Here is a 22,934-nt window from a genome sequence, read left to right on the forward strand (position 1 = left end):
GCCGCCCCCCTCATCGTAAGCCATATCAAGGGTTATCCAGCACCTACTTCGAACAAGGCGCTAACTCAAGTACCTGCTTACTATGTTTACCAAACTCGGGCACCGCCTATACTCAACCAAAACTCACTTTTTTGAACAGACCTTTACCCTATTTTAAATTCAGAATGAAAGATTAAGGATTAACATGAAATTTCAACCTCATCTTCTCAGCGCCAGCCTCATCGCCTTAAGCACATTTTCAACCAGCGCACTGAGTAATGAAACTGAGCACCGTGCTCATGGCAGCCATGAGCATGGCTCAGCTAAGCTCAACGTCATTTTAGCCGGCGAGGAACTGGCTTTTGAGTGGGTTTCACCGGCAGCAAATTTACTCGGTTTTGAGCACCAGGCAAAAACAGATGAACAAAGGCAAAAAGTGAATGAAGTTGTCGCTTTACTCAAAAACGCTGACAATATGATTAACTTGCCAGCAAGTGCTAACTGTACTCTTGCTTCTAGCAATATTGATAGCGATATATTGGTGGCAGAGAATAAGCATCAAGATAAGCATGCTAATGAACATGAACACGATCATGAACATGAACATGAACATGAAAATGAAAATGAAGACGATCATAAGCATAAACACGAAGACAAGCATGCTGATGAACATGAACACGATCATGAACATGAACATGAACACGAAAACGATCATGAACATGAACATGAACATGAAGACAAGCATGAACATGAAGGTGAACATAAGCACGAAGGCGATCATGAACATGAGCACGATCATGACCATGACAGCGCACATGCCGATATAACAGTGAGTTACCTCTTTACCTGTCGCAACCCTGGCGCAATTACTCAGTTACCTGTTACCCTGTTTAAACATTTTCCTTTAACGGAAAAAATTCAGGTTCAAGGGATCATGAATGAAACACAAATGGCAACCAATCTATCCCCTGATAATGACAAGATCACTTGGTGAGGTAACCTACACGGATCATGAACAATACATCATCCATCTTAAGTATTAAGGATCTCAAATTTGGTTGGCTGAAAAGCCAACCTCTGACCATTGAGATAGAACAGCTCGACTTGAATCAAGGCGAGCGTGTCTTTTTAAAGGGACCCAGTGGCAGTGGAAAGTCTACTCTACTGGGCTTGATCACCGGCATCAATCAACCCAACAGCGGCTCAATTAACATCTTAGGTAAAGAGCTCACTCAACTTAAAGGCAGCGCTCGCGATCACTTTCGAGCAGACCATTTAGGCTATATTTTTCAACAGTTTAACTTACTACCTTACCTAAGTGTGACAGAGAACGTCACCTTACCCTGTTTTTTTTCTGCACGACGTAAAGACAAAGCCCTCAGCTCAAGCGCCTCACTTGAGCAAGAAGCCAAGCGCCTGTTGGATCATCTAGAAATCCCCAGTCGTTTGATTAACCGTCCCGTCACCGAGTTAAGTATTGGGCAACAACAACGAGTCGCAGCAGCAAGAGCATTAATCGGCAAGCCTGAATTTATTATCGCCGATGAGCCAACATCATCCTTAGACAGTGATGCACGCGAATCATTTATCCAACTCTTGTTTAATGAATGTATCGAGACCAATATTAGTTTACTGTTTGTTAGCCATGATGCAGGCCTGCAGAGTCTGTTTGACCACCATATTGATTTACCCAGCATTAACCTAGCGTGTCAGGGAGGTAAATAAATGGCTATCGCCAAACTCGCGTTAAAAAGCCTTTATAATCGTCGTGCAACGGCAATTTTAACGGTGCTTGCCATTGCACTTAGCGTAACCCTATTACTGGGTGTTGAGAGGGTTAGAACCCAAACCAAAGAGAACTTTGCCAATACCCTCTCAGGTACTGACTTAATTGTTGGCGCTCGAACTGGGCAAGTTCAATTATTGCTCTACTCGGTTTTTCGAATTGGTAATGCGACCAATAATATCTCTTGGCAAACCTACCAAGAGATAGCCAATGACAAAGCCGTAAAATGGACAGTTCCCTTTTCTCTTGGTGATTCCCACCGTGGCTTTCGGGTCTTAGGCACCAACCAAGACTACTTTAAACATTATCAATTTGGTCAAAGACAATCCCTAAGCTTGGCTCAAGGCGAACTATTCAATACTCCAATTGAGGCCGTGATCGGTGCCGAGGTGGCGAAAAAACTCAACTACCGCCTGGGTCAAGAAATCGTTATCGCCCATGGCAGTAGCGACGTTTCGTTTACTCAACACGATAACTTGCCCTTTACCGTCGTGGGGATTTTGGCCCCAACCGGCACCCCTGTTGACAGAACGGTACATGTCTCCCTTGCCGGCATAGAAGCCATTCATTATGGCTGGCAAAATGGCGCGCCCCGGGCTGGTAAGCTACAACAAGAACAACTGGATCAAGTGTCTCTGGAGCCCGAAGTCATCACGGCTTTTCTCGTGGGCCTGAACTCGAAAATGCATACCTTTGCTTTACAGCGAAAAATTAATGAGTATCAGTCAGAAGCCATAATGGCTGTATTGCCTGGCGTCGCTTTACAAGAGCTATGGAGCACAATGAACATGGCAGAGCAAGCGCTATTGGTTGTTTCAGGCTTTGTTGTGGTCTCAGGCTTACTGGGCATGTTAACCACACTGTTAACCAGTCTAAATGAACGACGCAGAGAAATGGCCATTCTACGCTCAGTAGGGGCTCGCCCCGCTCACATCTTTACATTACTGATATCAGAAGCGGGATTACTCGCTTTATCGGGTGCTGTCGCAGGGGTCGCACTACTCTATGGTTTGATTTTGATGATTAAACCATGGGCAATGGATCTGTACGGCATTTATATTCGTTTCTCTGCTTTAACATCTTATGAGCTTACTTTATTAGCAATCGTGGTATTATCTGGTTTTATTATAGGACTGATACCTGCGTGGCGAGCATATAGGCTGTCTCTTGCAGATGGCATGACAATTAGGATTTAACGATGAAAATGATAAAGTACCTACTGCTGGCATTATTAGCACTTCCCTATTTGGCAAGTGCGAATGTCATCACCATGGAATGGGACGAGTTGCTGCCAGAAGCCGAGCGCCTTGCGCAAGCACAAGCCCCTGATCTAAGTCATGATGCGAGCATGGCGAATCAGCAACAGAGTACTGATGTGAATGTACGCGATGATCTCAATGGTAAAACCGTTCGTCTTCCTGGATTTGTGGTGCCGTTAGAAGGTGATGAACACACCATTACTGAGTTTTTCTTAGTGCCCTATTTTGGGGCCTGTATTCATGTGCCACCACCGCCACCAAACCAAATTATCTATGTCAACTACCCGAAGGGCGCACCTATCGACGATGTTTGGGGAGCAGTTTGGATAGAAGGTAAGATCAAGGCTGAGACGAAAAGTAATGATTTAGCCACCGTTGGTTACACCATGGAGGGCATTAAAGTCGAGGTTTACCAGGAATAAAATGTATTTGGCTGGCTGTGAGACCCATACAAGCCAGCCAAAATCGCACAACTTCAGTATATGTATACTGCTAAGGCAACTAACCCCACGAAGTAACCAATGCCAAGCAGAATATTCCAGACTTTATTTTTCAAAATAATCATGCCATTCTCCATTTAGCTGCCGCTGCTAACAATATTAACATTTTAGCAACATGACGCAACCGATATCCATCGCCTAACATTAACATTAGATTAACAAACCTAGGAGCGGTTATGGCCGAGTCGAAGCCACTGGTTGAAGTAGATCAGGTTAAAAAAGACAGTCACTTATTTAACAGCAAACAGAAAACCCTTCAACTGGCTCGCCACTACGCTATCGATCACGAGATCCAAGCCAACCCAGATAGCAACGTACTCAGTCGTGCCAAAAAAAGAATGGCCATTGAGCTTGGCCAGAAACAGCACAATCTAGAGAAGATATTAGCCCAGGCCTATGCCAATTGTGGTGAAGATGATACGGCCAGTGATGTTGACCCTGACTGGATGCACGCATTTCTCAGCCTCGCCGAAACCATTAGCAGTAAAAACATGCAAACACTGTGGGGTAAAATACTCGCACAAGAAATCTCAACCCCTGCCAGCTACTCAGTGAAAGCCCTTGAAACCTTAAAGAAAATGACCCAACGTGAAGCCATTATCTTTCAAAAACTGTGTCAATTGAGCTCTACGTTTAGCGGCGATTCATCCCATAAAATCATCACTGGTTTTTCACGGGTGGCCAATTCGTTTCAAATTTTTAGCCAAAGTCAAAGCCAAAAGCTATCCTTAGGTCAATTTCGCTTTCCCTACTCGAATATTCTATTAATGGCTGATTTGGGATTACTTTATCAAGGTGAGCTGGAATCAGGAGAAATGGTAGCAGGGCAGCCGTTAGCGATTGATTATCATGGCTATACCCTAAGCCTAGTTCCTAATGGCAAACGCATTAAGCTTTATTATTACAAATTCACTCAAGCGGGCGATGAACTAAGCAAGTTAATCAGTTGCGATGCCTTGCCCGAATACGTACAGGCCTTATCTCAACGACTAGAAAGCGATTTTCAAATCCACCAAAATGTGAACACCAAAGCCTAGCTTCTACAGAAGCTAAGCTTTGTCAGTGTGGCTCTGCCGATGGCACAATGGCCTAAGCTAACGCGCCTAACTTAGGCGGGTGGCTCGTATTGAAAGCGAAAAGTGACCACGCGATTACGCCCCTTAGACTTAGCCTTATACAGCGCTTCGTCAGCTCTTGCGATAAACTCACCAGTGCTTTCTTGCCCCATCTGCGTGACACCAAAGCTGGATGTGACCTTCATACCACTTGGCCATTGGTGCTGCTCCATCGACACTCGGATATTTTCCGCCAATTTAGTGGCACTGTCGATTTCTGTATTAGGGCAGACTAATAAAAACTCTTCTCCGCCCCAGCGCACTAAACTGTCACCTTGTCGCGTTTTACTGGTGACTAAACCAGCAAATTCTTTTAATACTTCATCACCTACGTCGTGACCAAAATTATCATTGATCATTTTAAAGTGATCGATATCCATAAAGATGATCGACAAAGGCGTTTTTTGCAGATAAACCAACTGCACTTGTTCAAACAACGAGTCTCGGATCCCCGCCCGATTTCTGGCCCCCGTTAGTGGGTCTCGCTTGGCCATGGTTTCAAACTTCTTGCTTTCTAGTTTAAGCGCTTCCGTTAACGACTCGAGCTCAAGGGCCTTTTGCTTACTTTGAAACAGAGCGCCTCTTAAACGCTTAAGGTCAAACAGTAGATACAACACAGCAAACGCAACCCAAGTGACGATTATAATGGTCAGAAACAGGGTTTCAGGGATCAGCTTGCCATCAAATCGAATTTGCTCAACAATTATTTTGATTGGGCCTTCACTGACAAGGCTACCGGTTGCAATTTCAATGACAGAGACATTGCTAAAATCCGGGGCAAAATGCTCTAGTGGGATACTGTTTTCTGAAATCCACCAAGATGCCACGCTGAAGTTTTGTAAGGGGATGACCACTTCTGAGCGATAGTTATTGGGCTCATACTCAACCTCATTTACCTTCATGGTCGCGTCATTATGAATATCGGTATAGGAAGGGTGGTAGTTGCGAATGTAGAAACGGATACGCTTTGAGCCCTCTCCCTCAAATCGAGCATTGACCGCCACCGTGTCGTACTCTGAAATGTCAATGCCTTCACCGATATCGGCTAACTTAATGGCTAATTCACAAAACGGCCATTGGTAAGCTTTAACCACATTACATTCTAGTACTAAGGCTTGTGGAGTACGGGAAAGCTTTGCTGTGGTTTGCCCGCCTTGAGACTGATCGGTAATGGCCTTAACTTGAAAATCTGTCGATGAATCTATCACCAAGCTTTTATTAAAGCTGTGCTCATAAGCAAAGAGTGCACTTATGGTCAGCAACACTAAGCATAGTAATCCTGTACTGATGGACTTTGACTGCATTACACTCTCCTCAGGGGGCACAAACAAATAATAGTATTAAGTTAATCATAATCTCCCTTTCGTTACGCTCGAGTCAAATAAATAAAAAAACATCTTGCTAACAAAAATATCTATAGAATACAAAATCAACGGATATAGATCGACACATGAAGAAGCAGTTGCGCAATCGTGTGCTTTGCCTCGTTAAACTGCCGCGAGAATGCGGCAATTTAACTGTTTAAGAAAATCCGTAGGGATGAGAAGGGGCAGGCCTGTCACCCTGCGGGGGAAATGACGTACCAAGAATGGTACCTAGGGTTACTCTTGCTCCTCTTCAATCAGTTCTTGGTAATCATGCACATCCATTAGATCATCTAACTCACTGATATCATCAGGTCGAACTTGAATGATCCAGCCATCATCATAGGGATCAGCGTTAATCAAGGTAGGTGAATCCGCCAGGTCTTCGTTACATTCAATGATGTCACCCGAAATAGGCGAAAAAATATCGATATTGGTTTGTTCTGCTTCAACTGCAATGCATTCGTCACCTACATCAAGATGCTCACCCACTGAGGGTGCATCGAGGCTGTATATCGTTCCTAATGCCTGTTGAACGTGGTCAGTTAGCCCTAACGTAACCGTGCCATCCTCTTCAGGGCGCACCCACAGGTGAGCATCGGTGTATTTCAAATCCGTTGGCAAGTGGCTCATTTATCTCTCCAGATAAGCAAAAATAAACACAAGATTATTTCTACTGAGCGTAGCTAAAGCAGCGTTATCTGCAAGGAAAAATTGTTAGCCTAGATCGCAATCCAATGAGTTTCCGTTAGTTTAACCATGATGGCTACCAAGCCAAGTCAGGTTAACGTGCTAACTTGGGAAGCTCTCCCACCAAGCCAGTTGCGTGGGCGAGTAGACGCTGTTTAAGCAAAGGCGTGTTATCAACCAGCTTTAGGCCAATGTCTCGGACAAACTTTTGCAATGGATGCTTACCACTAAAGCCTTGTTTCAGCGCTTCCATCGCCGCAATCATTTCTACCGCTTGCGTCTTGCGCCAGCGCTCATAGCTTCTTAAATGTGGATACAAGCCAATATCAAATCCCGAATCAAGGTTCTCACTAATGGTTTGAGCCAGTGCTGCTGCATCCATTAAGCCAAGGTTAACCCCCTGACCTGCCAATGGGTGTATGGTATGGGCAGCGTCCCCTACCAGCGCCACACGGTGTTTTGCGAAATCACGTGCGAAACGCATCGTTAAAGGCACACAAGCACGTTTGCCTAACACTTGGGTTAAGCCCAATTTATTGTCAAAAGCCATGGTGAGCTGACGATTAAACGACTCATCATCCAGTGCCATCAAGTCCTTGGCTTGTTCTGGGCTGGCCGACCACACAATTGAACTATGGTGGGCATTAAATAAGGGTAAAAATGCAAGTGGCCCGTCGGGTCTAAAAATTTGCCAAGCCGTTTGTTGATGAGAAGCTTGGGTTTCAACGGTAGCAACAATGGCATGATGCTGATAATCCCTTGACGTTAACGGGATCCCTGCATGTGATCGCAACCAGGATTGCGCGCCATCCGCGCCAACAACTAACTTGGCCGTGAGTGCTTGACCATTATCTAAGGTGAGCCAAGCTTCGCCTTCACCCATGGCGAGCTGTGCAACACGCCTAGGGCAAAACAGGGTAAGATTGGCTTGTTGCGCAATAGACTGAGATAAGGCCAGTTGAATATTACGATTTTCAATGATGTGGCCTAACTCGGACAACTTACCTTGCTGGGCGTTAAAATGTAACTCGCCAAAACTGTCTTGCTCCCAAACCTGCATTTGGTGATAAGGCTGCACGCGAGAGAGTGCTAATTGCGACCAAGCTCCTATGTTGGTCAAAAAGTTTTGGCTGGCTCGGTTGATAGCACTGACGCGATTATCGGCCAACGCATATAATTGAGGATCTAATTCGCGACTTTCAATCACGGCGATACTGATGGGGGAATTATGTAAAGCGCGCGCTAGCGCGAGCCCCACCATGCCGCCACCTAAAATAACTAAATCAAAAGAACGCATCATTTTGTTTTCACCGAAAAAAGTTCAAAATTACCTAAGGCTTGCTCAGATAAAGGCTGCTTAAATACGCGACATGTATCCATTAAGTGCAGAACACCATTACGCGCCCAGACTAACGGCTCATATTGGTTAGCAAAGGTGCGAGCTAATAAATCCGTCATTGTAATTGTGCGTTGATGGTCTTGCTCTCGGTATTGCCAATACTCATCTAAACAAGCAAAACCACCAATATCCTTGTGGCCAGCTATCACTTTCGCAAGAACAAACAAATCCCTTAAGCCCAAATTATATCCTTGGCCTGCAACCGGGTGTAAGGTGTGGGCAGCATTGCCAATCAATACCGAACGATGGCTAACGGGCTCAGGAGATTGAGTTAAAGTAAGGGGATAAGACACGCGCTCGCCAACACGCTCTATCGCGCCTAAACGAAAACCAAAAGCCTGTTGTAAGGCTTGTTTAAACGCATCATCGTCCAACCCCATGTATTGCGCTAAATCCTCATTGGCAACCGACCAGACCAGGGCGCTACGATTTTCCGACATGGGCAATAATGCCAGAGGACCGGTTTGCGTGAAGCGCTCAAACGCCCGCCCGTCATGGGCTTCGCTGGTCACCACGTTGGCGATGATGGCACTGGTACCGTAGTCATCAGTTTGTTGCTGCAATTTTAAGAGTTGTCGACAAGGACTAAATCCCCCATCCGCCGCCACCAAAAGACGAGCTGAAATCGACTGTTCAGAAGTTAGCTCAACATTAATCTGGTTTGACTGCTGGACAATACTTTTCACGCTATCGGGTTGATAAACCTTAAGGCGTGCTAAGCCTTGCAACTGTTGTTGCAACTCCCTGCCGGCATGCGCTAACTCAATGACATAACCCAATGCATCAAGCTTTTCTTCAGCGGCACTTAAGTGCGCGATACCGCTATGGCCACGATCAGACACGTGAATATGCTCAATAGCCGTCGTGTAAGGAGAGAGATGAGACCACAACCCTATCTGTTTTAACAGTTGCGTAGAGCCATAAGAGAGCGCAATAGCACGGCTGTCAAAACTAGGATGAGCAACTTGAGGGCTGGCGGCATCAATTAATGCCATGTTGAGGTGCGGTGCAAACTTTGCCACCGCACAAGCAAAAGTGGCGCCCACCATACCGCCCCCAACTATAATTAAGTCTACCTCTTCGGTTGCGGTTGTGTTCGCCATGCTGTTCTTCACTTAGTTGTTAGTTTTAGCCATCAATGCTTCGATATCGGCGATCGTTTTGGGCACTTGCGCAGTCAGGTTATCAATACCCTGCGCGGTGATGACAACATCATCTTCGATACGTATGCCTATACCTTGCCATTTAGCGTCGACCTCGGCCATCTTGCTGATGTATAAGCCAGGCTCAACCGTTATCACCATGCCAGGTTCAAGTAACCTAGAACGATCACTTGATTGGTAATCGCCCACGTCATGCACATCTAAGCCAATCCAATGAGATAAGCCGTGCATGTAAAAAGCTTTATAGGCCTGTTGCTCGATTAGTTCGTCGACATCACCTTGCATTATACCTAACTTAACTAAACCCGAAACCATGATTTGTAAAACAATATCATTAGCTTGCTTAATAGACTTACCCGGTCCGAGTGTGGCTAATGCCGCTTCATGAGCCTCTAGCACAAGTTGATAAATGGCCGCTTGCTCTGGGCTAAATCGACCATTAACAGGAAAGGTGCGCGTAATATCACCAGCATAGCCTGCAAATTCAGCACCCGCATCAATCAGCACCAAGTCACCATCTCGCAACTGACTCTCATTTTCGGTGTAGTGTAAAATACAAGCATTATCACCGCCGCCGACGATAGTGCTATAGGCCGCGTCCCGCGCTCCCTGCATGGCAAATTCGTGTAGAATCTCGGCTTCGAGTTGATATTCCCACATGCCAGGGCGACATTGCTGCATAGCACGAATATGGCCATCAACCGAAATTTGAGCCGCTTTGCGCATTAACTCAACTTCATGACTGGATTTGAACAAACGCATTTCATGTAACATAGGGCGCCAATCGATGATTTGGTTGGGCGCTTGGCAACCTTGTCTACTATTTTGACGTAACTGTGCCAACACTTGATGAAATTGTTGTTCGGCCTGTTGATCTTGCTGTAATACAAAATAGACCGCCGAGCTGTGGTCAAGAAGCTTAGCCAATTCTTCGTTTAATTCAGCCAATTCAAATGCCTGATCGGTCGCTAATTGCTCCACCGCAGCACGCGCCCCTAAACGACGCCCGTGCCATATTTCTGCTAGTTCATCTTTCGGTCGGCAAAACAAGGTCGTGCTCACTTGCCCTTGTTGTTTTTTTATTACAAACCAAGCATCAGGCTCGGTAAAACCCGTCAGATAATAAAAATCACTGTCTTGACGAAAACGGTATTCAGTATCACGACTTCGCGTTTGTTCATGAGCAGCGGTAAAGATGGCAACGCTATTATCTAGCATCAATTCACCGAAAGCTAACTGGCGTTGATGAAATTCAGATTGCATTTAAAAAAACCTATAAAAATGAATTGAAGACGTCACTTCACACTCATTATCAGTGTAAGGTGGGCTTATCTTTAATAGGAGTGAGAGGCTGGCCAAACTCGTTGAAGCACAGCAGTGCGCCAATGCGTAGATATTCACTGACCTCGCTAAATGCAATTTCACTCTCTTCATCTTCCTGTTCAAAGTCTAAAGATACTTGTGAAATATCACGGATGTCGGTGATCAACTCTTGAATGTTTTCAGGGGCTTGATTGAGCTTTGATTGCATCATACCAAATCCGACCAAAAAGCTTTGTGCCCATTGCGCCATGGCTTCGGCTCTTTCATCAAGAGGTTGCTCATCATCCGGTAACAATAACGAAAACGCCATATTGCCATCTGTTAACTGAACGCAAATGGTTGAGTACATTTCTACCGCCAATTTTTTTACGGGGGCAGGCAGTCCAAAACCTTCATTCACAAGATCATTAAACGGCGCTTCCCAACTGGTCGCATCCAGCTTAACACCTGCGCAAATCAGCCCAGCTAATGCGCCGTGAAACTCCGCTGCCCCCACCATTAATGAAGCAGATTCAAGAACACGGGTAACTTCATTAAAATCTGGCATTGATTTATTCGTCATGGCTTATCTAAACTCACTATTAACTGGTCTATGTTACCCTAAATCCTAACATTGCCTTAGTGTTGGCGCTAGCTAGTACTTGAAAGTTCACCCATTGGCCTTTATAGTCGCAGCAAAAGGCACCTATATTGGTGTTGGGCACTTCTCATGTTTGGAGTTCAGTAATGAGCCAATCGGCTGTCGAAATCAATATTCTAGGGAAAGCTTATAAAATGGCCTGTCCGCAAGGCCAAGAGAGTGCGTTACTTGAGGCTGCAGAAATATTGAATGAGAAAATTGCAGAGCTGAAACAACGCACAAAAATCGCCAAAAGTGAGCAGCTTGCGGTGATGGCAGCGCTCAATTTTTGCCATGAGTTAAAACTTGAGCAAGCCAAAAATAACGAATACGCAGACACCATGGCACAACGTATTCAGTTACTACAAAGTACCATTGAAAATGCACTTATTGAAAAAGGCATTGAAAAAAACGATTTATAGATCGACAATCAGTTTGAATTTCCTGGGGTGTTTGTCAATATGGTGACGTCCCTGAGCCGATAATTACAACATCGGGGATTTTGCTTACTGCTATTGCGCAGGCTCAGCATGTACTGAGAAGCCTACGGTAGTGACAAAATCACCACCTTGAGCCGTCGGGTTCAAGGGCTAAAACCATGTAACGGCATCCTGGGTTCCTTACTTCTAACACGTGCTAACGGCAAAGGCATGCATACCAATCGTCATAAAATACGCCAACAAGTTCGTGCCAAAAGACAGCAGTTGCCGCCAAAGCAACAGCTGCACTTCAGCCGTCAACTCCCTAAGTTAGTAGAGCAACACCCGCGAATTAGCCAAGCTAAAAAAGTGGCTTTGTACTTGGCTAATGACGGTGAACTGTGTCCTCAGCCCTTAATAGAATGGTGCTGGCAACAAGGCATAAAAACCTACTTACCTGTGCTTGATCCGATGAATGAAGGACACTTGCTGTTTTTGCACTATCACGCTCAAAGCCCAATGCAAACAAATAAATTTGGCATCGCGGAGCCTTGCATTCAACATAACCAGGTTGAACCGGCCGAGCAACTCGACATCATATTTACACCTTTAGTCGCCTTTGATCAGCTTGGAAACCGCTTAGGTATGGGGGGCGGTTTCTATGATCGCACCCTAGCTCTCCTGGATGGCCAGAAAAAAAAACCTTATACCATAGGCTTAGCACACGATATCCAATGTGTACCTAAACTTCCCATCGAAGCATGGGATGTGCCACTTCCTGAAGTCATCACCCCGACTAAAATCTGGTCATGGGGTAGTGCTTTTAAGCCCAAGGATACGCTATAATCCGCGCTTCTTTTATCGTACTCTCGGAGCATAAGCATGACACAGGATGAAATGAAAAAAGCCGCTGGATGGGCAGCGCTTAAATACGTCGAAGAAGGCAGTATCGTAGGCGTGGGTACCGGCTCTACAGTTAATCATTTTATTGATGCCTTAGGCACCATGAAGTACGACATTAAAGGCGCAGTCTCTAGCTCAGAAGCCTCAACAGAGCGCTTAAAGGCGCTTGGCATTGAAGTGTTTGACTTAAACAACGTCAGCGAACTCAGTGTTTACGTCGATGGCGCTGATGAGATCAACGGCCACAACCATATGATTAAAGGCGGTGGCGCTGCATTAACACGTGAAAAAATCGTTGCAGCAGTGGCGGACAAGTTTATTTGTATCGTTGATGACACGAAACATGTTGACATTTTAGGGGAATTTCCACTGCCAATAGAAGTGATCCCAATGGCTCGTAGTTATGTGGCAAGAGAACTAGTGAAGCTAGGCGGCGATCCGGTCTATCGCGAAGGTGTGATTACCGATAATGGCAACGTCATTTTAGACGTACATAACCTAAAAATAATGGATCCCGTCAAGTTCGAAAAACAACTCAACAACATCGTCGGTGTCGTGACTAACGGTCTATTTGCTGATCGTGGTGCGGATGTGGTGCTTGTTGGCACGGCGGATGGCGTAAAAACGTTATAATTTGATCAAAAAATAACGCTATTCAGCGCCGAAAACCGGTTTTTTGTAGTAAATTTTCTAAATTAATTGTATCTTGTCAATTGACAATATTTGAGCAATTGACACATTTTGGGTTCGAGGGAAGTAGCATGACCACCTTTTCACTAGGTAAGGAAAAAATCAAGATCCTTCTTTTAGAAGGCCTTCATAGCAGCGCTGAAGAAACATTCCGTGCCGCTGGTTACACCAACATTGAGTCGTTAAAAACCTCATTAAGCGAAGAAGAGCTTAAAGAGAAGATCAAAGACGTTCACTTTGTGGGTATTCGTTCTCGTTCTAACTTAACAGCAGAAGTCATTGAAGCTGCTGAAAAGTTAGTGGCCATCGGTTGTTTCTGTATCGGTACCAACCAAGTTGACCTTAAAGCAGCGCAACTTAAAGGTATTCCAGTATTCAACGCGCCTTTCTCTAACACCCGCAGTGTGGCTGAAATGGTATTGGGCCAAATCCTGATGCTACTACGTGGCATCCCAGAGAAAAACGCAAAAGCACACCGTGGCGTATGGCTCAAATCGGCTGATAATTCTTACGAAGCGCGTGGTAAGAAGCTAGGTATCATAGGTTATGGTCACATCGGTACCCAGCTAAGTATTCTGGCTGAAAACTTAGGCTTTAACGTTTACTACTACGACATCGAAAACAAGCTTTCTTTAGGTAATGCAACCCAAGTGGCTAGCTTACCTGAGCTACTCGCCATGTCTGATATCGTCAGCTTACACGTACCAGAAACCCCATCAACTAAGATGATGTTTGGTGCTAATGAACTGGCTCAAATGAAACAAGGCTCTATCTTAATCAACGCGTCACGCGGTACTGTGGTTGATATCGATGCCCTAGTTGAAACCTTGAAAACTGACAAGCTATACGGCGCAGCCATTGACGTTTTCCCAGTTGAACCAAAATCAAACAACGACGAATTCGTTTCACCACTTCGCGGTATCGACAACGTGATCCTAACACCGCACATCGGTGGTAGCACGCAAGAAGCACAAGAAAACATCGGCTACGAAGTAGCAGGTAAACTGGTGAAATACTCAGACAACGGCTCAACCCTATCTGCCGTTAACTTCCCTGAAGTTTCTTTACCTGAACATGTGAAAACCAGCCGTCTACTGCACATTCATGAAAACATCCCAGGTATCATGATCCAAATTAACCAAGCTTTCTCAGATGAAGGCATCAATATCGTTGGTCAGTACTTACAAACTAACGAGAACATTGGTTACGTGGTCATTGATGTAGCAAGTGATGATCGTGAAGGCGCGCTCGCTAAACTTAAAAATATCAAAGGTACCTTACGCGCACGTGTTCTACACTAAGCATTGTACCTGATAAAAAAAGCGGCTATTGCCGCTTTTTTTATGTCTGATATAACCAGAGTTTACTCTTTCACTTTCAAGGTAAATACCACCTGGATTTCATCTCGTACCGTGAGCTCATCTCTTAAATATCCACCATTAGGTGCACTTTCCATCATCATGGCCGATTTCGCTCTCACAATAGGCACCGCATTACGCTGAAGATAACTGATTTGGTAGATAGCACCCAGTTCAGCATCGAAAGATTTAGCCAGCATCTGGGCTTTTGACTTCGCATCTTCTATCGCTAATTTCCTTGCTTTAAGCTGTAAGTCCGCACTGTCTTGTATTTCAAAGCGGATATTATTAACCTGTTGTAGATGATTGGCCAAAATCAAATCCAATAATTGGCTCAGCTTATCTAAATCCATCAACGAGATGGTTAACTGCCGAGAGGCCTTATACCCCACCAACAAAGGCTTATCATCTTTACGGTATTCGTATTCTGGGTGAGTGTAGAGGGTCTGCGCGACGATGTTTGGCTGCGCGATATTCAGCTCTTTAGTGGCTGATACAATAAAGTCATTAACGCGCTTATCAAGCTGTTGCTTTGCATTTAACGCATCTTTATCAACCACCTCGGCACTGACCTCTATAACCGCCATATCTGGGCTCACTTTCACTTGTGCAAACCCTGAGGTGATGACATGAGGCTGTTCTGGAGTAGCGGCAGCAATCACAGAGCAACTAAATAATAAACAAGAAAAAATAGCTAAACGCATAGTGTTAATCCTAGAAAACGAAACAAGTAAGCGATTAAACCCCGATTGCTCACAAACGGGGTTACTTTTCTTGTCGAGAAATTTTTTGTGGCGGTGAAATAAAACCTTGGTAAGCATCGATATGTAGCCGGGATAGACGCTCTAGCTGAGCTTGACTTTCAACGCGTGTTGCTACCGTGACGATGCCCAACTTAAGCGCAGCCTGACACACCGCATCCAGAAACTCACTGTCACCAGTGACCTCTTCAACCTGATTGGTATAACTATAATCAACCTTAACATAGGCAGGGCATAGCTGCTCCAAGTAAGTTAAAGATTGAAAATGTCGGCCAAATTGGTCAATACCAAAACTTAAGCCCGCTTGCTTAATAATGTCCAGCAGCGGCATGATTTCTTGCTGGTGAGCAAAACACGCTGTTTCCGGTAATTCTACGACTAACTTTGTCTTTAGTTCGGGATGTTGACGTAAAAAGCGCGCTAACCAAAGGTGAAAATCCTCGTCGAGACAGGAGGTCATGGTTAAATTGACCGCCACACAGGGGAACGCTTCCAAAGCAAGCTGTTGAGGGACCTTCTTTAACACGTATTGGTCAAACAGACAGCCAAGCTTAAAGTGCTCAATGGCTGCCATAAACTGGCTCGCAAAAAAATGCTGCCCATCTTTATCAATATAGCTAAATAACTCCCCGTGTAACATTTGCTCCGTTTCGCGCATCACAACGGGCTGTGCCTTAAATGCAAAGAGATCTTGATGTATGGCGTCCTGCACTAAATGCTTCCATCCTGCCCTGCCGAGGTTAAAGCGTTCACTGCACTTAATTAAGTGGATAGGGTTTAAACGCTGCGTTCTTGAAATTTGCAACGCATTGTCTGCTCGACAAAGTAGCTCGGTAATGCTCTCTTCTTGCTGGCGTAATACTAAGCCGATATAAGAGATAGAGGAAGCTTCTTCAAGGGGGCTCACCACTAAATCTGACAAGGCATCTTGGATAACCTCAGCAACATGCAACAGCTGATCAGCCTCAAGACCGGGTAATATGACTGCAAACTCATTGATTGAAAGTCTGGCTAAGACCACTTGGTCATTATGCATTACCGCCGCTTGAATAGTTGAGGCTGATGCTTTCGCTAGATGATCTCTGGCTGCCTCACCTTGCTCAAGGTAAACATCCTCTAAGATATCTAACGATATCAGGGCGACACCACCAGAGCCGGATTCAGCAATCCACGTTTTAGCCTGCCCCATAAAGTAGGCGCGATTTCCCAGCCCCGTTACCTCATCTCGGTATATTTTGTCCCGTATGGTTTCTGCTACTTCGGCTTGCTGTTTGAATTGCTGATTGATCGTAGAGTGCATTTCATTAAGGGTTTTAACGACTTCTTGCAACTCTTGAGTTTGAGGTAAATCAAGTTGCTTGTTGGCGTTAGCGCCACGCATGGCTTGTGCTTGATCACTGACTTTCATTAAGGGCATCAAAAGCCGTTTGATCAGCACCAATGCCAATACCACAGCAACAATATATATGAGTAATAACCAGCCAAAAAGCTGTTTTGCCTGCTGCCACAATGCCGCCAATTGTGACTGTATATTCGCCTGAAAGATCACCTGATAAGTGGCTTGGGCTTGCGTAGGTAACGACTGCGTGATTTGCAACGGCGCAATAGCCACATAATGACTAAACCAAGTAGGCACGATGAGCTCGGATGGCGCGCCTGCTAATGATAACACCATTTCCCCTTGGTCATTCTTGACCGATACCCGACTAAATTGTTCTTGTTGCTCCACTAACAGTGTGGTTGCCCGATCCCAGTCCGACGCTAAGGCAAGGGGGCTGATCTGGCGACTGAGCTTTTCAGTCAGCTGGGAAAAATGTTCTGAATGAGCGCTAAGGTATTGTTCCTTTGTGGCCAAAAAGACCGTATAAAACGCGATACAAAATACCAGTGTAAATATCACAAAAACGGTTGTGCCTAACTGTCTATAAAGCGTCATAGTGGCCCTCAATCAACACTTCTTTTCGGCTTGTTCATGCGGTTGTTTTTAAAACCACCACGTAACTCATTCCAGCTTTGTAAGCGCGACGCCTTTCCTGCAATTTGACCCCGACCCTTCGCTTTCATTAACCAAAGGTTAGTACCATTAAAACTGTAGACGGGCGCTAAATCTTTGCGTTGGCTCGCCGGTTTAATATCCGTATCCAAGTTATCTAAAATCATCGGCATCGCATCGGGTGTTGGATAATATGCCACCACCATATGAAATTGATCTAAGGTTAACGCTTTAACATAAACCAAACGTAGCTTTTCTTCCGCTACACCCAGTTCAATTAACGAAAAGTACTTCGCAATACTAAAATCTTCACAATCACCAGCCGCTACCGCTAAAAACTCAACAGGGGTTGCCCAATAGTCCTTTTGTCCCCAAAGTTTGCTGTCGTTCACGAATGCCATCTGATTAAAAAAAGCATTCACTTCTGTTAACTTGCGCTGCTCGCTGCTGCCTTGCTCTTGAGCAATAAGTTTACGCCAAGCCGTCACCCTTTTTACGGCACGCTCGCTGTTATAAACCCGCATTACTTTTTTATACAGGGCTTGCTCGTCAATACCTTGGCCTGCCAACACCACCAAGCCAGAGCTGAGTAGTAGCCAGCCAACCAACAAAAAAGGCGTATTTACCCTAATGAATTTAGGTGTAAAAACGCCTTTAAGCCAACTCATCTATCGTTTTACTGAATGTCGCGTAATTGCTGACGCCAATCTTCTGGTGGCGCAACACGAAGGGAGCCAAGTAAGCTGCCCATGGAATTAAGAATACGGAAGTTGGCTTCCATCACTTCGTAGCGTGTTGAAACCAAGTCTTTCTTCGCTTCAAACAATTCCGTTTCGGTGTTAAGAACATCTAATAAGGTGCGCTTGCCAAGATTAAACTGCTTACCATAGGCATTTCGGGTCTGCTCACTGGCCTCAACATGACGCTCTAGAAAAGCTTGTTGTTGCTCTAAATAACGTTTGGCATCCCAAGACAGTCTTGCTCCTTGGTGAATATCCCTTAAGGTACCTTCACTGATAAATTTAGCTTCGTTAACCTGAAAAGCCGTTTCTTCAACATAAGCTTGATCACGGCCACCATTAAATAAGTTGTAGCGCATTCTAACCATGCCTAGCAGTTCATCATTGCTCCCTTTTGTGCCATCGGCATCATCAAGAAAGTTGTTTTCTACTTCGATTGCAACCTCAGGGTAATAACGCGATTTTGCTACTTCGTGTTGTGCATTCGCAGCGTAGATGTCCTGACGTGACGATTTTAGTCGTGGATGATTGTCCATGGCTCTTTGTACGACATCTGCAAACGTGCTGGGAACACCTGAGAAGTCCGGCTGAGGGACTTCTAAGTTTTCAGGGTATTCATTAACCAAACGTAAATATTGCGTCTCGGCATCGGAAAGATTGTTTTCAGCATTAACCACGTTTGCACTTGAGCGCGCTAAACGCGCTTCAATTTGTGATAAATCAGAGGTTGAGCCAATACCCGAGTCAGTGCGCTTTTTGATATCGCGGTAAATCTTTTCATGGATTTCAAGGTTTTGCTCAGCTAAGGCTAAGGTCTCACTGCTTTTTAGTACATTTAAGTAAGCTGAGATAGTTTTAAGAGACACATCCTCGGCATCAGCAAGCAAGGCGTATTGCTCCGCATTGGCCTCAAACGCTGTCCGGTCATATTCCGCACCGGTCGCAAAGCCATTAAACAGGATCTGACGCAAACTAAAACCCAACTCTTTGCGCGTATAGGTGGTGGTTTCAAAGTTATCTCTGTCGGTTCTTTCTCTACCGATACCGGCATTGATATCTATGGTGGGTAAGTAGCCTGCAAATGCCCCATCATTGGCTTTTTGAAATGCACCAACACGACTCAGAACGCGGTTAATTTCTGGGTTGGAAACCAATGTTTTTGCCACACTACTCTCTAGGGTTTCTGCATAGCTAGAGCTTGAGAAGATGAACCCAGCAGCCAATAAAGAGCTGATAATCTTTTTTTTCATCGTAAAATTTATCCCTTAACTTATGATTATTGTTATCTTTCTCTTAGTGCGGTTTGCTGTGCTCTAAGAATTGGTTTAAGTAAATAATCCAGTACACTTTTTTTTCCTGTCATCACATCGACACTGGCTAACATACCGGGAATGATGGGCAACTGAGACTCACCACTGCCGATCGAGCTTTGCTCGGTTCTTACACGGATAAGATAGAAGCTATTCCCTTCTTCATCCATGATGGTATCGGCACTGATGTGCTCTAGTGTGCCTGACAACCCACCATAGATAGCAAAATCATAGGCGGTTAATTTAACCACCGCATTCAATCCAGGCCTTAAAAAGGCGATATCTTTAGGTAAAATTTTTGCTTCTACTAATAGGGTATCTTCTAATGGCACAATTTCAACCAGATCCATCCCCGGCTTAATCACTCCCCCTAAGGTATTAATGTTAATAGTTTTAACTTTACCTTTAACGGGGGAAACCACATTGGTTCGTGACACTCTGTCTTTGAGCCCAACTTGTACTTCATTTAGCGACGCCATTTTACCTTCGGCTTCATCTAATTGCTCTAAGACTTTACGCCGAAACTCAAGGGCTGTTTCACGGCGCTTGCTGATGGTTTCTTTAATCGATGCCTTTATTTTAGGTATGCTTAAACGCGCACTCTCTAGTTCAGATGCCGTGCCATTTAAATCCCGCTCTAACTTAATCAGCTCAACTTCAGAAACTACGCCTTCTTTCGCCAGTGGCCTTGTTAAACTTAACTCTTTACGCACTAACCCGTAAGCTCTTTGCAGATGCTTAACCTTAGAATTGACTTCAACCAGCTCTTGCTCTTTCTGCTGTATTTGCTGAGCCATGATCAATAGTTGATTATTGATACCTGCAATGGCTTGTCGATAGCGCGCTTTCTCAGCGGAAATTTGTAACGTATGTTGCTGTTCAAATTCTTCGCTGTACGTTAATTCCACCTGATTAATGACAATTTGTTCTTGCCAAGGCACCGAGTTATCCGCGTTCACTTGAACACTTTCCTTCTCAGCATTTAAACGAATAATGTCACTGGTTAAGGTAAACGCATTTTGCTCTTTTTCTCTAAAATCACTGCGAAATTTAGTGTCGTCAATCCGCATCAAGGTTTGACCTTTTTCAACGACATCACCTTCTTCAATATATATTTCGCGTAAAATGCCACCCTCTAAATTTTGGACAATTTGCACCTGTGAAGAAGGAATGATTTTACCTGTCCCTACGGTGACTTCATCGAGCTCAGCAAAGTACGCCCAAATCACCGCACAGACAAAAAATAAAAACATAAACCAAAGTAATAAACGTGCCCGCAATGCGGTATTGAGTAAGCTGGCAGCGCTGGTCTCATTGATATAATCCAGTTCATGCTTACTGGGTAACTGATTGGTGTTGTGTAAATTATCCATTGCTCGCCTCACGAACCGCTCGCCCAGCAATGGTGACACGCCCTTCTTTCAATGCGGTCAATACCGCCTCTTTTGGCCCATCGGCCACAATTTTGCCAGTATCCATCACAATAAGGCGATCAACGATATCAAGCATGCTGGTTTTATGGGTAATGAGTATCAAGGTTTGATGCTTATCTAAACTTGCCAGCTGCTTCTTGATATGCAACTCTGAGCGATTATCCATGGCACTGGTTGGTTCATCCATAATAAACACATTAGGATCAAGCAGCAAAGAGCGAGCAATTACGACAGACTGACGTTGGCCACCCGATAATAATCGGCCCCCCTCACCTACTTGACGATCTAATCCATTGGGATCACGATCCGTGAATGAGGATATGCCAGCACGATGGGCCGCTTTCAATACCATATCATCGGATGTAAAGGGCACACCCAAGCAAATGTTTTCTCGTATCGAGCCATAATAGAGGGGTGAGTCTTGTAACACACACCCCATGGTGCGTCTTAAATCAGCTGGGTGGATCTGGTTTTGCTCAATCCCATCTAAATGAATACTACCTTCGCTCGGGCGATATAACCCCATAAGCAACTTTTGTAGGGTTGTTTTACCCGAGCCAATACGGCCTATAATGGCCACTTTTTCGCCAGGGCGGATACGTAAATTAATGTCTGAAATAACATTATTTTCCTGCTCTGGGTATTTAAAGCTAACTGACTGAAATTCGATGTCCCCGACCATATTAGTACGGTGAATGTAGCGCTTACCATCTTCAGTCTCATCAGGCATTGCCATGATATTTTCTAAAATAGCCAGACCCGATTTTGTTTGGGTATAGCGAGTGATGAGTAACGACAGTTGACTAAGTGGGCCTAAAGCACGACTACTTAACATCACAGCGGCAATTAATCCCCCCATGCTTAGCTCACCGTCTTTAATAAGGTACACACCAAATACGATTAAGCTCACACTCAACATTTGTTGTAAGAAGGATGATAAACTCGAGACCGAATTACTTAATTTACGGGTTTTGATACTCCAGTTTGACATATGGGAAACCGCTTCTTCCCAGCGGTGTTGATAGATCCCTTCCGCCCCGGTTACCTTAATCCCCTCAATGCCATTTAATCCTTCCACTAAATTGGCATATTTCTGCGCAGCCAATCGAGATCCTTCATCAATACTACGGCGTAAGGGCAGTTGAATAGCAAAGCTGTAGGCTAAAAGAATGAACAGGCATAAAGCCGGTATAAACACCATAGGCCCTGCAACTAACCAGATCACGGTCAGCGTTAACAGTGCAAAAGGCACATCAACCAGAGCGGCAACGGTGGCACTTGTGAAAAAATCCCTAACAGATTCGAACTCTTGCAAATGACGAGCAAACGCCCCTGTTGAGGCAGGACGCGCTTCTAAACGCATTCCCATGACTTTTGAAAAGATCTTTGATGAAAGCAGAATATCTGATTTTTTTCCCGCTACATCAATAAAGTAGCTTCGCATCTGCCGCATGATAAAATCAAACACAAAGACAATAGAGACACCGATTGCCAGCACCCAAAGGGAGTCAAATGCTAAATTGGGAACGATGCGGTCATAAACATTCATCACAAATAAGGGGCTGACCACAGCGAACACATTAATCAGCAATGAAGCAATCAGTACATCACGATAAATAGGTAAAGAGCCACGTATGGTGCTCCAAAACCAATGGCCGTGGCCACTATCAATCAGCTGCGGCGTACGTTTATCAAACCTGTGTTGCGGTTTAACAAAAAAGACCTTGTTTTGATACAAGGCTTTAAGCTCTGCCAATTCAATTTGCGTTTCGCCTTCCCCTGCCAGTGGGAAAATAACCTTGGCAGTGCTGGTTTCTTTATCTACCGACAATAAAACACACGCTTGATTTTCGTCTAAAATCAAAATACAAGGCAGCAATAAAGCAGAGATGTCTTTTAAGGGCATATGGCTCAGGCGGGCTTGTAAGCCGCCTTTTTCTGCCGCCCGTGCGACTAAACGCGGCGATAAACGACCGTCTATCATAGGTAAACCCGCCGTCAATACTTCAGCTGAGTGCGGCTCGCCGTAGTGTTTAGTTAAAAACACTAAACACTCTAACAGCGGGTCAACAAGCGGGTCTCCACCTAGTTTGTCACCATCATTTACCACTAAATACGTATCCTTACCTT

At 44.8% G+C, this 22,934-nt stretch carries 21 protein-coding genes and 1 other RNA gene; 10 read left to right on the top strand and 12 right to left on the bottom strand.

The annotated features are described in order from the left end of the window. Positions 1–184: 184 nt before the first annotated feature. From K6Y21_RS05885 to K6Y21_RS05905, 5 genes are all read left to right on the top strand, one after another. Positions 185–973, top strand: a complete 789-nt coding sequence (locus tag K6Y21_RS05885; protein ID WP_233070846.1) for a ZrgA family zinc uptake protein — start codon at positions 185–187, stop codon at positions 971–973. A gap of 35 nt (positions 974–1,008) precedes the next feature. Continuing rightward, complete coding sequence (locus tag K6Y21_RS05890) at positions 1,009–1,704, top strand: ABC transporter ATP-binding protein (protein WP_233070875.1); 696 nt, start codon at positions 1,009–1,011, stop codon at positions 1,702–1,704. Next, a complete protein-coding gene (locus K6Y21_RS05895) occupies positions 1,705–2,961 on the top strand; it encodes an ABC transporter permease (RefSeq protein WP_233070847.1) in 1,257 nt (418 codons plus the stop codon). 2 nt (positions 2,962–2,963) lie between these two features. Next, positions 2,964–3,446: a DUF3299 domain-containing protein gene (locus K6Y21_RS05900; RefSeq protein ID WP_233070848.1), complete on the top strand. Its 483-nt coding sequence runs from the start codon at positions 2,964–2,966 to the stop codon at positions 3,444–3,446. Between the two features lie 254 nt (positions 3,447–3,700). Then, complete coding sequence (locus tag K6Y21_RS05905; RefSeq protein WP_233070849.1) at positions 3,701–4,561, top strand: TIGR03899 family protein; 861 nt, start codon at positions 3,701–3,703, stop codon at positions 4,559–4,561. A 71-nt stretch (positions 4,562–4,632) separates the two neighbouring features. Here K6Y21_RS05905 and K6Y21_RS05910 read toward each other — a convergent pair whose 3' ends face one another. From K6Y21_RS05910 to K6Y21_RS05935, 6 genes are all read right to left on the bottom strand, one after another. Beyond that, positions 4,633–5,943, bottom strand: a complete 1,311-nt coding sequence (locus tag K6Y21_RS05910) for a GGDEF domain-containing protein (protein ID WP_233070850.1) — start codon at positions 5,941–5,943, stop codon at positions 4,633–4,635. Between the two features lie 297 nt (positions 5,944–6,240). Beyond that, on the bottom strand, positions 6,241–6,636 hold the full coding sequence (gcvH, locus tag K6Y21_RS05915) for a glycine cleavage system protein GcvH (RefSeq protein WP_233070851.1): 396 nt from the start codon (positions 6,634–6,636) through the stop codon (positions 6,241–6,243). A 151-nt stretch (positions 6,637–6,787) separates the two neighbouring features. Beyond that, positions 6,788–7,993: an FAD-dependent monooxygenase gene (locus K6Y21_RS05920; RefSeq protein WP_349629468.1), complete on the bottom strand. Its 1,206-nt coding sequence runs from the start codon at positions 7,991–7,993 to the stop codon at positions 6,788–6,790. Continuing rightward, positions 7,990–9,195, bottom strand: a complete 1,206-nt coding sequence (gene ubiH / locus K6Y21_RS05925; RefSeq protein WP_233070852.1) for a 2-octaprenyl-6-methoxyphenyl hydroxylase — start codon at positions 9,193–9,195, stop codon at positions 7,990–7,992. The genes K6Y21_RS05920 and ubiH overlap by 4 nt, the downstream gene beginning before the upstream one ends. Positions 9,196–9,207: 12 nt before the next feature. Further along, positions 9,208–10,518: a Xaa-Pro aminopeptidase gene (gene pepP, locus K6Y21_RS05930; protein ID WP_233070853.1), complete on the bottom strand. Its 1,311-nt coding sequence runs from the start codon at positions 10,516–10,518 to the stop codon at positions 9,208–9,210. 49 nt (positions 10,519–10,567) lie between these two features. Next, positions 10,568–11,140 (bottom strand): UPF0149 family protein, encoded by a 573-nt coding sequence (locus K6Y21_RS05935; RefSeq protein WP_233070854.1) that lies wholly within the window; start codon positions 11,138–11,140, stop codon positions 10,568–10,570. Between the two features lie 164 nt (positions 11,141–11,304). Here K6Y21_RS05935 and zapA point away from each other — a divergent pair, with 164 nt between their 5' ends. The 5 genes from zapA (at position 11,305) to serA (ending at position 14,510) form a co-directional block, all read left to right on the top strand. Next, the gene (gene zapA, locus K6Y21_RS05940) at positions 11,305–11,619 is read left to right on the top strand and encodes a cell division protein ZapA (RefSeq protein ID WP_233070855.1); all 315 of its coding nucleotides are present in this window, start codon (positions 11,305–11,307) and stop codon (positions 11,617–11,619) included. 16 nt (positions 11,620–11,635) lie between these two features. After that, positions 11,636–11,819, top strand: a non-coding RNA gene (ssrS, locus tag K6Y21_RS05945) — 6S RNA. A gap of 28 nt (positions 11,820–11,847) precedes the next feature. Next, positions 11,848–12,462 carry a 5-formyltetrahydrofolate cyclo-ligase gene (locus K6Y21_RS05950; protein WP_233070856.1) on the top strand — a complete coding sequence of 205 codons (615 nt, stop codon included), beginning with the start codon at positions 11,848–11,850 and terminating at the stop codon, positions 12,460–12,462. Between the two features lie 36 nt (positions 12,463–12,498). Next, positions 12,499–13,152 carry a ribose-5-phosphate isomerase RpiA gene (gene rpiA, locus K6Y21_RS05955; RefSeq protein WP_233070857.1) on the top strand — a complete coding sequence of 218 codons (654 nt, stop codon included), beginning with the start codon at positions 12,499–12,501 and terminating at the stop codon, positions 13,150–13,152. A 128-nt stretch (positions 13,153–13,280) separates the two neighbouring features. Further along, the gene (gene serA, locus K6Y21_RS05960) at positions 13,281–14,510 is read left to right on the top strand and encodes a phosphoglycerate dehydrogenase (protein ID WP_233070858.1); all 1,230 of its coding nucleotides are present in this window, start codon (positions 13,281–13,283) and stop codon (positions 14,508–14,510) included. Between the two features lie 62 nt (positions 14,511–14,572). On the opposite strand, the gene K6Y21_RS05965 is transcribed toward serA, so the two are convergent. From K6Y21_RS05965 to K6Y21_RS05990, 6 genes are all read right to left on the bottom strand, one after another. Then, positions 14,573–15,271: an SIMPL domain-containing protein gene (locus tag K6Y21_RS05965; RefSeq protein ID WP_233070859.1), complete on the bottom strand. Its 699-nt coding sequence runs from the start codon at positions 15,269–15,271 to the stop codon at positions 14,573–14,575. A 61-nt stretch (positions 15,272–15,332) separates the two neighbouring features. Further along, complete coding sequence (locus K6Y21_RS05970; RefSeq protein WP_233070860.1) at positions 15,333–17,264, bottom strand: EAL domain-containing protein; 1,932 nt, start codon at positions 17,262–17,264, stop codon at positions 15,333–15,335. Positions 17,265–17,272: 8 nt separating this feature from the next. Further along, positions 17,273–17,989 carry a transglutaminase-like cysteine peptidase gene (locus K6Y21_RS05975; protein ID WP_233070861.1) on the bottom strand — a complete coding sequence of 239 codons (717 nt, stop codon included), beginning with the start codon at positions 17,987–17,989 and terminating at the stop codon, positions 17,273–17,275. A gap of 8 nt (positions 17,990–17,997) precedes the next feature. Then, positions 17,998–19,311 (bottom strand): TolC family outer membrane protein, encoded by a 1,314-nt coding sequence (locus K6Y21_RS05980; RefSeq protein WP_233070862.1) that lies wholly within the window; start codon positions 19,309–19,311, stop codon positions 17,998–18,000. 32 nt (positions 19,312–19,343) lie between these two features. Next, positions 19,344–20,744 (bottom strand): HlyD family type I secretion periplasmic adaptor subunit, encoded by a 1,401-nt coding sequence (locus tag K6Y21_RS05985; protein ID WP_233070863.1) that lies wholly within the window; start codon positions 20,742–20,744, stop codon positions 19,344–19,346. Continuing rightward, the gene (locus K6Y21_RS05990; protein ID WP_233070864.1) at positions 20,737–22,914 is read right to left on the bottom strand and encodes a type I secretion system permease/ATPase; all 2,178 of its coding nucleotides are present in this window, start codon (positions 22,912–22,914) and stop codon (positions 20,737–20,739) included. The genes K6Y21_RS05985 and K6Y21_RS05990 overlap by 8 nt, the downstream gene beginning before the upstream one ends. Between the last annotated feature and the right edge of the window lie 20 nt (positions 22,915–22,934).

The organism is Motilimonas eburnea, from assembly GCF_021295345.1.
Taxonomy (GTDB): domain Bacteria; phylum Pseudomonadota; class Gammaproteobacteria; order Enterobacterales; family CBDFNC01; genus Motilimonas; species Motilimonas eburnea.

Bases quoted from the DNA above. Each gene is read 5' to 3' on its own strand.
- gcvH (WP_233070851.1), bottom strand. From the start codon at position 6,636: ATGAGCCACTTGCCAACGGATTTGAAATACACCGATGCTCACCTGTGG.
- K6Y21_RS05985 (WP_233070863.1), bottom strand. From the start codon at position 20,744: ATGGATAATTTACACAACACCAATCAGTTACCCAGTAAGCATGAACTG.
- K6Y21_RS05895 (WP_233070847.1), top strand. From the start codon at position 1,705: ATGGCTATCGCCAAACTCGCGTTAAAAAGCCTTTATAATCGTCGTGCA.
- K6Y21_RS05975 (WP_233070861.1), bottom strand. From the start codon at position 17,989: ATGAGTTGGCTTAAAGGCGTTTTTACACCTAAATTCATTAGGGTAAAT.
- K6Y21_RS05905 (WP_233070849.1), top strand. From the start codon at position 3,701: ATGGCCGAGTCGAAGCCACTGGTTGAAGTAGATCAGGTTAAAAAAGAC.
- pepP (WP_233070853.1), bottom strand. From the start codon at position 10,518: ATGCAATCTGAATTTCATCAACGCCAGTTAGCTTTCGGTGAATTGATG.
- K6Y21_RS05910 (WP_233070850.1), bottom strand. From the start codon at position 5,943: ATGCAGTCAAAGTCCATCAGTACAGGATTACTATGCTTAGTGTTGCTG.
- K6Y21_RS05885 (WP_233070846.1), top strand. From the start codon at position 185: ATGAAATTTCAACCTCATCTTCTCAGCGCCAGCCTCATCGCCTTAAGC.
- K6Y21_RS05965 (WP_233070859.1), bottom strand. From the start codon at position 15,271: ATGCGTTTAGCTATTTTTTCTTGTTTATTATTTAGTTGCTCTGTGATT.
- K6Y21_RS05970 (WP_233070860.1), bottom strand. From the start codon at position 17,264: ATGACGCTTTATAGACAGTTAGGCACAACCGTTTTTGTGATATTTACA.
- K6Y21_RS05900 (WP_233070848.1), top strand. From the start codon at position 2,964: ATGAAAATGATAAAGTACCTACTGCTGGCATTATTAGCACTTCCCTAT.
- K6Y21_RS05935 (WP_233070854.1), bottom strand. From the start codon at position 11,140: ATGACGAATAAATCAATGCCAGATTTTAATGAAGTTACCCGTGTTCTT.
- K6Y21_RS05920 (WP_349629468.1), bottom strand. From the start codon at position 7,993: ATGATGCGTTCTTTTGATTTAGTTATTTTAGGTGGCGGCATGGTGGGG.
- serA (WP_233070858.1), top strand. From the start codon at position 13,281: ATGACCACCTTTTCACTAGGTAAGGAAAAAATCAAGATCCTTCTTTTA.
- K6Y21_RS05950 (WP_233070856.1), top strand. From the start codon at position 11,848: ATGCATACCAATCGTCATAAAATACGCCAACAAGTTCGTGCCAAAAGA.
- rpiA (WP_233070857.1), top strand. From the start codon at position 12,499: ATGACACAGGATGAAATGAAAAAAGCCGCTGGATGGGCAGCGCTTAAA.
- zapA (WP_233070855.1), top strand. From the start codon at position 11,305: ATGAGCCAATCGGCTGTCGAAATCAATATTCTAGGGAAAGCTTATAAA.
- K6Y21_RS05980 (WP_233070862.1), bottom strand. From the start codon at position 19,311: ATGAAAAAAAAGATTATCAGCTCTTTATTGGCTGCTGGGTTCATCTTC.
- ubiH (WP_233070852.1), bottom strand. From the start codon at position 9,195: ATGGCGAACACAACCGCAACCGAAGAGGTAGACTTAATTATAGTTGGG.